13 protein-coding genes are annotated in these 11,894 nt (G+C 59.2%); 10 read left to right on the top strand and 3 right to left on the bottom strand.

Translation table 11 applies throughout. The features are described 5' to 3' along the window. Positions 1 to 26: 26 nt before the first annotated feature. Positions 27 to 836 (top strand): zinc transporter ZupT, encoded by an 810-nt coding sequence (zupT, locus tag ATK06_RS10415; protein ID WP_098389309.1) that lies wholly within the window; start codon positions 27 to 29, stop codon positions 834 to 836. On the opposite strand, the gene ATK06_RS10410 is transcribed toward zupT, so the two are convergent. Beyond that, positions 833 to 1,762: a patatin-like phospholipase family protein gene (locus tag ATK06_RS10410; protein ID WP_048380673.1), complete on the bottom strand. Its 930-nt coding sequence runs from the start codon at positions 1,760 to 1,762 to the stop codon at positions 833 to 835. The two genes, zupT and ATK06_RS10410, sit on opposite strands and share 4 nt — an antisense overlap. Positions 1,763 to 1,831: 69 nt before the next feature. On the opposite strand from ATK06_RS10410, the gene ATK06_RS10405 reads away from it, so the two are divergent. Next, a complete protein-coding gene (locus ATK06_RS10405) occupies positions 1,832 to 2,188 on the top strand; it encodes a DUF2218 domain-containing protein (RefSeq protein ID WP_048380464.1) in 357 nt (118 codons plus the stop codon). 28 nt (positions 2,189 to 2,216) lie between these two features. Here ATK06_RS10405 and ATK06_RS10400 read toward each other — a convergent pair whose 3' ends face one another. Together ATK06_RS10400 and ATK06_RS10395 are read right to left on the bottom strand one after the other, a co-directional pair. Further along, positions 2,217 to 2,753 carry a ribonuclease FAU-1 family protein gene (locus tag ATK06_RS10400; protein ID WP_048380466.1) on the bottom strand — a complete coding sequence of 179 codons (537 nt, stop codon included), beginning with the start codon at positions 2,751 to 2,753 and terminating at the stop codon, positions 2,217 to 2,219. A 2-nt stretch (positions 2,754 to 2,755) separates the two neighbouring features. Next, positions 2,756 to 3,550: an Rv1157c family protein gene (locus ATK06_RS10395; RefSeq protein ID WP_053072791.1), complete on the bottom strand. Its 795-nt coding sequence runs from the start codon at positions 3,548 to 3,550 to the stop codon at positions 2,756 to 2,758. Positions 3,551 to 3,905: 355 nt separating this feature from the next. On the opposite strand from ATK06_RS10395, the gene typA reads away from it, so the two are divergent. From typA to ATK06_RS10355, 8 genes are all read left to right on the top strand, one after another. Beyond that, on the top strand, positions 3,906 to 5,819 hold the full coding sequence (typA, locus tag ATK06_RS10390; protein WP_098389308.1) for a translational GTPase TypA: 1,914 nt from the start codon (positions 3,906 to 3,908) through the stop codon (positions 5,817 to 5,819). Positions 5,820 to 5,846: 27 nt separating this feature from the next. Further along, positions 5,847 to 7,523: an ABC transporter family substrate-binding protein gene (locus ATK06_RS10385; RefSeq protein WP_048380470.1), complete on the top strand. Its 1,677-nt coding sequence runs from the start codon at positions 5,847 to 5,849 to the stop codon at positions 7,521 to 7,523. Between the two features lie 3 nt (positions 7,524 to 7,526). Then, on the top strand, positions 7,527 to 8,423 hold the full coding sequence (mshB, locus tag ATK06_RS10380; protein WP_048380471.1) for an N-acetyl-1-D-myo-inositol-2-amino-2-deoxy-alpha-D-glucopyranoside deacetylase: 897 nt from the start codon (positions 7,527 to 7,529) through the stop codon (positions 8,421 to 8,423). Continuing rightward, positions 8,417 to 8,824 carry a hypothetical protein gene (locus ATK06_RS10375; protein WP_231913485.1) on the top strand — a complete coding sequence of 136 codons (408 nt, stop codon included), beginning with the start codon at positions 8,417 to 8,419 and terminating at the stop codon, positions 8,822 to 8,824. Before mshB ends, ATK06_RS10375 begins: the two co-directional genes overlap by 7 nt. A 131-nt stretch (positions 8,825 to 8,955) precedes the next feature. Continuing rightward, positions 8,956 to 9,279: a ferredoxin gene (gene fdxA / locus ATK06_RS10370; protein WP_048380475.1), complete on the top strand. Its 324-nt coding sequence runs from the start codon at positions 8,956 to 8,958 to the stop codon at positions 9,277 to 9,279. Positions 9,280 to 9,281: 2 nt separating this feature from the next. After that, positions 9,282 to 10,337 carry a succinyldiaminopimelate transaminase gene (dapC, locus tag ATK06_RS10365; RefSeq protein WP_048380477.1) on the top strand — a complete coding sequence of 352 codons (1,056 nt, stop codon included), beginning with the start codon at positions 9,282 to 9,284 and terminating at the stop codon, positions 10,335 to 10,337. Between the two features lie 3 nt (positions 10,338 to 10,340). Continuing rightward, positions 10,341 to 11,177, top strand: a complete 837-nt coding sequence (locus ATK06_RS10360; RefSeq protein ID WP_231913486.1) for a pseudouridine synthase — start codon at positions 10,341 to 10,343, stop codon at positions 11,175 to 11,177. A 44-nt stretch (positions 11,178 to 11,221) separates the two neighbouring features. Continuing rightward, positions 11,222 to 11,809 carry a GtrA family protein gene (locus ATK06_RS10355; protein WP_048380479.1) on the top strand — a complete coding sequence of 196 codons (588 nt, stop codon included), beginning with the start codon at positions 11,222 to 11,224 and terminating at the stop codon, positions 11,807 to 11,809. Positions 11,810 to 11,894: the final 85 nt, after the last annotated feature.

Here is an 11,894-nt window from a genome sequence, read left to right as displayed (position 1 = left end):
GTTAACTGCATTCGCGAAGGAGAGTCATGGCTGGGTTTGAAACGTCGGCAGTGTTGATTGCTTTTGCCATGACCGCCCTAGCAGGCTTATCGACGGGCATCGGTGCCGCCATCGGCGTGGCCAAGCGCAGCCCAGGTCCGCGTTTCCTGGCCGGGGCACTCGGCTTGTCCGCAGGTGTAATGATCTACGTGTCATTCGTCGAACTTCTCCCGCAGGGTATGGGGGAGTTGACCCTAGCCTGGGGTGAGACCACCGGTGGCTGGGCTGCGGTCGCCGCGTTCTTTGGCGGCATCGCGCTGATTGCCATTATCGATCGCCTGGTGCCAGAAGAAATTAACCCACACGAGCCCGGCGTGGGAGCCGATTCTGAGATGTCGAAGCGGCGTCGACGGCTGATGAAGATGGGGGTGCTCACTGCGGGGGCTATCGCAATCCACAATTTCCCAGAGGGTTTTGCCACCTTCATCGCCGCGCTTGAAGATCCGACGATCGCCTTACCGGTCGCCGTCGCTATTGCCATTCACAATGTTCCTGAAGGCATCGCGGTAGCGGTTCCCATGCGTGAGGCCACCGGCTCGCGGGCTAAGGGGTTCTGGTGGGCTACCCTGTCCGGGCTCGCGGAGCCAGCCGGTGCACTCATCGGATTCCTCGTGTTGATGCCGTTTATGGGGCCGGTGACCCTAGGTCTTTCCTTCGCAGCTGTCGCCGGGATTATGGTGTTTATCTCCCTAGATGAGCTTTTGCCCACCGCCGAGGAAACCGGCCGGCACCACACTGCGATTTACGGGCTTATCGCAGGTAAGGCGATTATGGCTGTCAGCTTGTTGGTGCTCTAAAAACCTGCATTCGGAGGAGCTGGGGCGGACAGGAATTCTTGCCACCGTGGCCACTCTGCCTTACTTTGGGCTGCGCCGGCTGCAAAAGAAGCGCGCAACTTTTCAATCTTGCGCTCCGTCGACGTGACGAGCGGGCCTTCCGGCGTAAACAAGTAGGCGTTGCCCTCAGATTCGAGCTCGTAGAGAGTGTCAAGAGTCCGGTTGTACCGCTCGTGTCGCGATTCTAAAAGCTCGGCTGCCACAGGGTAGCGGCGCAGTACTCGACGCAAAGCACGCGTGTGCTCCAAAGGAGTTTTCCTAAATCCCCGTGGGCGCGTCAGTAATACAAAGAACTTGGTGAAGCCAGCAGCCTGTGCAGCTTCGAGAGGGATTCCGCCGGAAGGACCCAGGGCGCCGTCGATAAACTGCTTACCGTCCACGGTAGGAATAGGCATGAGAAAGGGCAGCGTCGAGGAAGCGCGGACCTTGAGCATCAGGTCCGCCGTGCCCGATATGTCCTCTTTAGTCCAGTAATAGGGCGCGCCAGTGTGGATATCTACCGCAGTCACGCACAGTTGGGCAGGATTGTCCATCACCGCCTGGTAGTCGAAAGGTCGCGGAATATTCAGTTCGGGAGCGCGCCCGTAAATATATTCGGCGTTGAAATAACCCCTCCCACGCAGCAGCGACGTGACGCCACCAAAGTTAGGGTCGGCGGCAAAGTCAACGAAGTTGTTGCGGACCCGATCACGCTCCCCAGACAGGTACGAGACCGAGTGCGATGCCCCGCCGGAGATCCCGCCGACCCAGCCGAACTGGACCCCGTTACCCATCAGGTAATCAACTGCTGCTGCGGTGTATGAGCAGCGCATCCCACCGCCTTCAATGAGAAGTGCGGTGTCGGTGGCGTCGATAAGCGGGGTAGGAAGTTCGGATTGTACTGTCATATCCTGCAAGTCTAGTGTTCCGACGACGGGAAACAGGACGCCTATCATTCTTTGTTACACTGCTTAGGCATGACTTATTTTTCTAGTGCTCGTGTCACAACCGACCGTCCTGGACGGTACGGAAAGCAGCTGGTTTCGCACTTCGCGCGCAAGATTGACGCCGAATGGGATGCCGAAGCCGAGCGCGGAAACCTATCCTTCGCACTCGCAGAACGCGGCGTATTTGGCGATGTCACGCTCGTTGCCAGCGAAGGGACACTACTCATGCACGTGGAGGCAGCGGACGCTGAAAATGGGCACACGGTAGAAAAAGTTGTGGCTGTGCACCTGCTGCGCTTTGGCAAGAAAGATGAACTCGAGGTTTCGTGGCGGGAACGCGGGGAGGAGCCACACTCCACGTTTACGGTCGCAGACCTCGAAAGCTAAACCTAGTGCTCAGGGGTACCCCTCAGCACTAGGCGCCAGCTGGGGCCAGCGTGACGTTATCCGCCCACGAAATATCCAGGCCCTGGAGGGAAAGCCACTTCATCGCATCATCATCAGCGCGGGTGATGCCTTCGACCGCGCGCAACGTCGTGTAGATGGCACGTTCAGCATCCTCCGCGGTGATCAGGCCCGCTGAGGTAGCGGCGGACAGCTCGTCAATATCCACGACCTCGAGGGGCTCCCCGGTCAGGGAAATGAGGTCCACGTACAGATCACGCGTGTTCCAGACTGAACCATCTACCGTGATGTCGGCGACATCAAAGTAATAGTCCTGGCGGCGTTCGTGGCCTTCCCGGTAGTGGAAGATATTTGCGCGCAAACCTACCGCTGGCAGGAGCCAAGATTCCAAGTAGCCGAACTCCGGGTGGTCGGCGCCACGAGCCATGTACAGGCCAAAATCCGTGACCTCGTAGGAATCGACGGCGCGCTCGAAGCCCTTGGGGTCCACGTTGATCTTCTCGTTGAGATCGAACGTCTCACACTTGGTGGGGTGCGTATCAACCATGGTTACTTCACATCCACAATCGTGGCGGTAGGGAAGTAGGTGCACGGCCCGTCTTCGGTGTTTACTGTGCCGCGCACAAGTGCTACGACAGTTCCTTTCCCGGTGCGGGCGGTGCCCGAAATCGTTGCGGGGCCGTCTGGGTTGATGCCGTTGTTGTGGAGTGCGGTCACGCCTTGCTGCAGGGTATTCAGGTTAAACCACTGCACGGTCATGGCGCCTTGATTGTCCGTCGCGGGAGCTGTGCCCAACGCGGTGAAGAGGAATGCTGTTTCTCCTGCAGCGGCTCCCGGGGCCGGGATTTCGGCTGGTCCGGGGACCGCGATCGCCGTGCCGACGGAAGCGTGCTGGCCACCGATGCACTGGCCAGAAATTGACGGCCAATAGAACTGGGTAATAGCCGGGCCATCGGTAGGCAGGGCCAGTGGTGATTCAGACGGTGCTGGTGTGCGGAAGAATTGCACTGCTGCAAGAATTGTGCTGCGGACTTCGTGCGGGATCCAGGGCTGGTTCGCGAAAGACTCCGCTGCGGCGAGCGCCTGCGCGTTCGGGCGGCCTAAACCATCGGTGGGTAGGAGCTTGCCCACGGCCTGGTTGTGCGCCCGGACCGAGTTGACGGTACCGGCGAGGACGTCGCCTGTGGAGGGGGCCGTTACGGAGCTGCCTGTGTTCTGTGAGCTTGCCGGCTGTGCGTGGGCGACACCGCCGCTCAGGGGTAGGGCTGCGGTCAGAGCAGCCGCGGCGCAGGCTATAGCGGTGCGCTGGACTAGTTGGCGTGCCACGTTCAGGTCGTCCTCCACAAACACATCGTCACATATGCAACATAAATAACAGCTTTAACACTGTTAACTTAATTAACAGTAATCGCTTTTGTTTGGCTGTCAAGATGAAAACCGTGGCCGTACGCTCCACCGAAGCCGGCCTAGCGGTACATGACGAATCTTCATCTGACTCCTTAACCTTTATATCTTCCGGCCGTAACCATTTCGTTACATGCCGGTGCGCACCCTACGGAATTGAAGGTAACGCGCGGGATGGTGACGTCGTGAAGCATCCAAGTCACTTCGGCTACCCCATAAGGTGCACGCAGAGGGCAAAAAGAGTAGTGTGTTCAGGCGTTCTATATTTTTTGCCCAAATGAGGAGTACCCCACTCGTGTCCCATCCTGAGTTTCGAAACGTTGCCATCGTCGCCCACGTCGACCATGGCAAGACCACCCTGGTCAACGCCATGCTGGAACAGTCCGGCGTCTTCGGCGACCACGGTGAAGTGGCCGACCGCGTGATGGACTCCGGTGACCTGGAAAAGGAAAAGGGCATCACCATCCTGGCGAAGAACACCGCCATCCACCGCAAAGGTCTGGGCAAGGACGGCTCCGACCTCATTATTAACGTCATCGACACCCCCGGTCACGCTGACTTCGGCGGCGAGGTCGAGCGCGCACTGTCCATGGTCGATGGTGTTGTGCTGCTTATCGATGCCTCCGAAGGTCCACTACCGCAGACCCGCTTTGTGCTCACCAAGGCTCTGGAAGCCAAGATGCCCGTAATCATCCTGGTGAACAAGACCGACCGCCCTGACGCGCGTATCGACGAAGTCGTGGAAGAAGCACAAGACCTCCTCCTGGAGCTTGGCGCAGGCCTGGACGACCCAGAGGCAGCCGAAGCCGCAGAGCAGCTGCTTGACCTGCCCGTCCTCTACGCATCCGGCCGTGCAGGCCGCGCATCCACCGAGAACCCAGGCAACGGCAACCTGCCTGATAGCGAGGACCTGCAGCCGCTGTTCGACGTCATCTACAACGTCCTGCCGGAGCCGACCGCCGAGGTCGATAGCCCACTGCAGGCGCACGTGACCAACCTGGACTCCAGCTCCTTCCTGGGCCGTATCGCACTCGTTCGCGTTCACGCAGGTGTCCTGCGCAAGGGGCAGACCGTCGCGTGGATCCACTACGACGACGAAGGCAACCAGCACGTCAAGAACGTGCGCATCGCCGAGCTACTGCGCACCGAAGGCGTTGAGCGTGTCCCTGCCCAGGAAGTTATCGCAGGTGACATCGCTGCCATCTCTGGTATCGATGAAATCATGATTGGCGACACCCTCGCAGACGCCGAAAACCCGGTCGCCCTGCCACGCATCCAGGTTGACCCACCAGCAATCTCCATGACCATCGGTGTGAACACCTCTCCGATGGCTGGCCGTGGCGGTGGCGATAAGTTGACCGCGCGTATGGTCAAGGCCCGTCTGGATCAAGAATTGATCGGTAACGTGTCCCTGCGTGTCCTGCCGACTGAACGCCCAGACGCATGGGAAGTTCAGGGTCGTGGCGAGATGGCGCTGTCCGTTCTCATTGAGACCATGCGCCGTGAAGGCTTCGAGCTGACCGTCGGCAAGCCACAGGTTGTCACCCAGATGATCGACGGCAAGCTGCACGAACCATACGAAATCATGGTTATTGACGCCCCGTCTGAATACCAGGGCAACATCACTCAGCTCATGGCTGCCCGCAAGGGCACCATGTTGTCCATGGGCAACGCCCCAGGTTCCGACTGGGTGCGCATGGAATACCGCGTCCCGGCACGTGGCCTGATTTCCTTCCGTACCACTTTCATGACCGAAACCCACGGCACTGGTATCGCAAACTCGTACTCCGACGGCCTCGGCGAATGGGCTGGTGAGATCAAGGGCCGCGCATCCGGCTCCCTGGTTGCTGACCGTTCTGGCCAGGTCACCGCGTACGCGCTGCAGAACCTGTCTGACCGTGGTTCCTTCTTTGTTGAGCCCGGCACCGATACGTACGAGGGCATGGTCGTCGGCCAGAACAACCGTGACGAGGACATGGATGTCAACGTCACTAAGGAAAAGAAGCTGACCAACATGCGCGCAGCATCCGCCGATACCACCGTCACCCTGGCGAAGGCTCGCTCTCTGAGCCTGGACGAGGCCATGGAATTCTGTGGCGCGGACGAATGCGTCGAGGTTGCACCGGATGTTCTGCGCGTGCGTAAACTGATTCTCGATGCCACCGAGCGTGCTCGCGCACGTTCCCGGGAGAAGGCACGTAACAAGTAAAACTTTCAGTGCAGAAGGAGCCCGCCCGTGGCGCAGAAACCTAGAAGATACAGCAGTGTCCTAACGGTTTTGGTCACCGGCGGGCTTCTGGCTTCGTGCGCCGCTAACCCCGGTCCGCCGCCCGTGGAGGACATCACACCGGAACGCGCAACCCAGACGGTGACGACGACCCCCACCACAACAACCGCCCCGGTGCGTACCGAGATTTCCGCTGGTGTCGACGGTGTACGTAACGGTTTTAACCCGCACCTCATCGCAGATTCGTGCGCATTCGTAGACTCGCTGGCGGCGCTGGTTTTGCCCTCAGCCTTCGTACCGGTCAACGGCGGTCCGGAGCTGGAGTTGAATAAGGACCTGCTCGAATCCGCGGAGGAGATCGCCCCGCGCGACGGGTATGCCCAAACTGTGCGCTACCAGATTGTTCCAGCCGCACAATGGTCCGATGGCACGCCCGTGTCGGGTAACGATTTCCAGTACCTGTGGCGGGCGCTTTCGTCCACCGACGGGGTCATTGACCAAGCCGGATATACCTCCATCGGTGCAGTTCGGCTTTCCGGCGGTGGAAAGACCGTGGAGGTGGACTTCACCACACGGGTTGCCCAGTGGAACCAGCTTTTCCACAATTTACTGCCTGCGCACTTGCTGCAAGGTGGTAATTTCGCGACCGCGCTGGCTAATGGGATCCCGGCTTCGGCGGGGCGGTACATGATTCGGGATGCTGATACTGCCCGCGGAATCGTCACTATCGCCCGCAATGACCGTTTCTGGGGCGGGGAACCCGCGAAGACGGAGATCATTAACTTCCGCGCGATTCGGCGCACCGCGGATGGTACGGATCAACTACGCACTGGCCAGCTGAGCTTCATTGACGTCGCACCGTCTGAAACATCGAAGGAATCCTATACGCTCATGCCGTCGGCTCAGGTGCGCACCCTCAATACTGGGCGTCAATTAAATCTCATCACGCAGGTGGATTCTCCGCTGCTGAACTCTGCAGATAAGCGGGCAGATCTTTTCGCGCTTATCGACGTCCCCCAGGTTGCAGCCCTCGGGACAGGAAGAAGAGCCGATCTTTCGATCCCCGAGGTACCTTCTCATGTCCGTGAGCATGAGTCCGCTGGTGTCCTTTCGGCAGCTGTGCAGCAGGTAGGGGCGGTGCGTGTCGCAGCTGATCCTGCCGATCCTGTTGCATCAGCGAGCGCGCGTGTTGTGGTTGACCAGCTGGGGTCGCACAGTATCCCGGCACAGGTCGTTTCTGTTGATATGGCGACGATCGTTGCGCGTCGCGCTGCAGGTGATCCGGTGGCCGACATCGTCCTGAGCTGGCAAGATGCCCGCGCCTCTGATGTGGGATTAGCAAGTAGGTATGGCTGCACTGATGGTAAACCGTTTGGCGCGAATATCTCCGGCCACTGTGAGAAGGACCTGACCACGGCAGCTGCGGAGGCGTTTGCTCATCCGGAGCGCTCGGCAGACTTCCGGACGGCCGTAGCAGACACTGAGCGTTCCCAGTTCATTCATCTGCCTGTGGTGGAAGAAACCAGGTTGCTGGTGTTAGGCGATACAATCGTAGGCCCAGCAGATAAGTTGCAGGATTGGAACGCGGGCATTTCTACGGCCGCCACGTGGCGCCGGGCAGATTTACTGACCTCCACACCAACCACGGCGGAGTCTGCACCAGACCAGAAAAAGGAGAAACGATAAATTATGGTAACTCGTGATCTCGTGGGAGCGCGCGTCGTCGCAGTGCATGCACACCCTGACGATGAAGCCCTGTTTGGTGGCGGAATTCTGGCTCAACTCGCGTCCCGCGGCGCAGAAGTCACCGTCGTGACCTGTACTTTAGGTGAGCAAGGCGAGGTGATTGGTGCGCCGTATTCTGGTTTGGTTGCCGACGAAGCAGACCAGTTAGGCGGCTTCCGAATCGCTGAACTGCAGCATTCTCTGGCGGCTCTCGGAGTGCGGGGAGAACATCTTCGTCGCGCTGGCGCTTTCCGCGATTCCGGAATGGTGGGTAGCCCTTCAGCGGAGCATCCCCGCGCCTTTGTGAACTGCGGTGAGGAGGCAACTGCAGCTCTTCGTGAGGTATTCGAGCGGATCCGCCCACAGTTGGTCCTGACATACGGCCCTGATGGGGGCTACGGGCATCCTGACCACATCCAGGCCCACCGGATTACGCATGCCGCAGCCGAGGAAAGTGGGATCCAGCGCATCGTCTGGTCGGTGAATTCTGCCGCCCACACTGCTGCTGCGCTAGCAGATATTACTGAGGTGCCACGCGGCTGGCGGATGCCTGAAACTGGCGAACTGGCTGTTGTTGATTCCTGGGATATTGAAGTTGAGCTCAGTGACCAGGACCTCGCAGCCCGTCTTGAGGCGATGCGGGCGCACCCGACGCAGATTTGGGTAGCCGACGGCACCGTGAGTGCTACCAATCCCGAAGCCGCATATGCGGGCGTGAAATCGACCGCTGAATGCGCTGCGGTGTTCGCATTGTCGAACCTGATAACTCAGCCAGTGATGCGGACTGAGTACGCGCAGTTGGGTGCAGGTACCGCGTTTCCTGTCGGCGCTTCTGACATTATGGCCGGTCTTACGTGGTAGAGGAATCTACTCCTCAGCGGTGGGTGCGTACCGATTTCAGCCGTGGGGAAGCCGTCGGTGCGCTCGTGTGGCTCTCCGTGGGGGCTTTGCTATCCATGTTCTTGGAAGTAATGTACTTGGGCGCACGTGTCCAGCTGCCTAATGGTACGGCGCTGGCGCTACCTGTAACTATTTTTTTCGCGCTCGGATTCAACTATGTTTTTACCCGCACCGCTATGCTGTGGACGAAGCGTACGGGTATTGTATTGCTTCCGTTGGGCGTGTGGACAGCGGGTTTTCTGCTCATGGCGGTCATTGGGCCGGCCATGGGTGATCAATGGGTAGTGGCTTCGGCGCGCGGAGTAGGATTATTTTTCTGTGGCATCGTCGGAGGCGTCTGGCCTTTGTTGCGACGTCAATGACATAATAGGAACCCGATGACGTCCCGGCGTGGACCTGGGTGGCAGTGTCTTTGCGGATGCTGCCCTGGCACCCGAAGATGTCGCGGGCGGAGAATAGTTTAAGAGTATTTCAGAGGAGAGTTTGAGCTGGTATGACGTATGTTATTGCTCAGCCGTGTGTGGATGTCATGGACCGCGCATGCGTTGAGGAGTGCCCCGTAGATTGCATTTATGAAGGCAAGCGCAGCTTGTACATTCACCCTGATGAATGCGTCGACTGTGGTGCTTGCGAACCAGCATGCCCGGTAGAAGCAATCTTTTACGAAGATGATCTGCCCGAGGAGTGGTCAGACTACTACGACGCAAACGTTGGTTTCTTCGATGATCTCGGCTCCCCAGGTGGGGCCGCTGGCGAAGGCCCATACGACTTTGATCACCCATTTGTTGCTGCGCTGCCACCGCAGAACCAGGACTAAGAATGCTGGATCTTCCGGATTTTCCCTGGGATTCGCTGACGAAAGCTAGGGAACACGCCGCGGCGCATCCCGACGGCATCATCGATTTATCCATCGGTTCCCCCGTCGACGATGTTGCCCCGGGAATCCAGCTTGCTTTGGCGGAGGCTGCAGCTGCGCCGGGTTACCCGTCGACGGAGGGCACTGATGTGCTTCGCGACGCCATCGTGACCGCTGCCCAGCGCCGCTTTGAGTACGAGGCGCAGGCGGTCCTTCCCGTGGTGGGGACGAAGGAAGCCATCGCCCTCATGCCACTGTTCTTGGGGGCGGATTCCGCATGGACAATCGGTATTCCAGAACTTGCTTACCCCACGTATGACGTCGCAGCTCGCATCGCCGGTGCCACGTCGCAGCGCACGGAAACAGCGGACCTGGTGTTCCTGAACTCGCCGTGTAACCCTACTGGCGAGGTTCTCAGCGTGGAGCGGTTGCGCAGCATCGTGCATTCTGCCCGCGAGCGTGGCGCAATCGTTGTTTCCGACGAGTGCTATCTGGGCTTGGGCTGGGATGACGATAATCCGCCGGTGTCGCTTTTGCATGACAGCGTTACTGATGGAGACCTCACCGGCTTGATTGCTGTGAACTCCTTGTCGAAGACATCGAACATGGCAAGCTATCGTGCCGGCTGGTTAGCTGGTGACCCTGACCTTATCGCCCGCTTGACCCTAGCGCGCAAGCACGCGGGCCTCAGCGTGCCCGGCCCCATCCAGTCGGCCATGGTCGCGGCGTTGGAAGACGATATTCACGAACGTTTGCAGCGATTGACGTACGCCAACCGGCGCGTCCTTCTCATGGAAGCTCTGACCAACGCCGGTTTCCAGATTGATCACTCGGAAGCTGGCATGTATATCTGGGCCACGCGCGGGGAGGAAGCCGCTGAGTCTGTCCGCTGGTTGGCTGAACGTGGCGTGCTCGTCGCACCCGGTACTTTCTACGGTCCGACGGGGGAGAAGCACATTCGAGCAGCTTTGAGCGCCCCCGATGAGGCCTTCGCACAGCTGGCTGCGCGCCTTGGATAGGTAGTGGCCGTTGGACCAGCCCCGATCCCTCCCCGGGACGGGGTTTCACCGCGCCGCGTAGTCTTACGCGGCGTCGTCGATAGCCACCACACGTACGTGGCTGGGCAATCGGGCGACGGGGATTTCGTGTTCGGTGAGACGATTCCGCCCGGGACGCGCTTGAGTAAACCGCAGCCTGCTTGGTTTTACCCGGTGCTTGATCCGGAGCCCACGATCCCGTTTCAGCATCGAGTTGTGTATGCCGATGAGCGGATTGTGGTCGTCGATAAGCCGCATTTCTTGCCCACGACCTCTAATGGGCGATTTGTGGTCAACACTGTGCAGACCCGGTTGCGTCGTGAGTTTGGCCAGGACACGATTGTGCCGGCGCACCGCTTGGATCGCTTGACCGCGGGCTTGGTGTTGTGCGTCCGCAAACCCCAAGATCGTGCGGCTTACCAGCAACTTTTCGCTCATGGGAAAGTGCAGAAATGGTACCGAGCTGAGGTTCACCACCCGGAGGTGCTGGCGCCCTTTACGGATGTAAGTATCCCGCTGCGTACTGTTCGGGGTGAGCGCCAAGTGGAAGTCGGGGCAGGTAAGCGAACGCGTACCACAATTGTGCGCGGGCGAGGGGCGTGGGTGAACGTGTATCCGCAGACGGGGTTTACTCATCAGATTCGTGCCACGTTGAACTGGCTGGGCGCGCCTATTATCGGGGATGACACTTACCCGGTGAGCCGGCCGCGGCCGTGGGACGACTTTCAGATCCCGCTGCGTCTTTTCGCGTGCGGGCTAGAATTTAAAGATCCGTTTACTGGTGTGCTACATAGATTTCGCCGGCCGTCTACTCAGGACTAAAATGGCCGGGATAATGCCTTAGCCGCCAAGACGACAGGATTCCCGTGGCCGATTCGAAGACATCCTCTGCGCGTTTTACCGCAAACCTCCGACAATTTATCCAGTTCGGGATTGTTGGAGGTTCGGGGACTATCGTGAACTTGGTCGTCGCGGCGCTGTCGAAGAAGATTGCGGAGTGGGGCTGGGGTGTCTCCGAGCATGATGCGTTCATGAATATTTTGGGCTCCCAGTTCCATGTGCGCTGGTATCACGTGTTCGTGACAATCGCATTTTTGGTTGCCAACACGTGGAATTATCAGCTCAACCGCATGTGGACGTTCAAGAATGCAACGACGCGCAGTTGGTGGCGTGGCTTCTTCCCGTTCCTGCTCACCGGGGTTGGCGCGTTCATCGTCAGCCAGATCGTGATGACGCTCCTGATGAACCAAAATTCGCCGATTTCCCTGTCGCCGGTTATCTTCGACGACTCCACCGGTTTCCGCACCATGTTCTACTGGGCGACCGCCATTTCGATCGTGGTGGCGATGCCGGTGAACTTTATCATCAATAAACTGTGGACCTTCCGCTCACCGGCTGCACGCAACGTGGACACTGCGACGATCGTCGATGAGCAGCCGCCGGTGCAGCACTAAGCTTCTCGACGGCTACCTCCCGCGCCACGCGAAAAAGAAAATCAGGCCGTCCCCGTGGAAAACGGGGACGGCCTGATTGCGCAGT

The sequence above is a fragment of the Corynebacterium renale genome, from assembly GCF_002563965.1.
Taxonomy (GTDB): Bacteria; Actinomycetota; Actinomycetes; order Mycobacteriales; family Mycobacteriaceae; genus Corynebacterium; species Corynebacterium renale.
The sequence above is the reverse complement of the archived record's forward strand: the minus strand, read 5'-3'. Positions and strand labels throughout refer to the sequence as shown.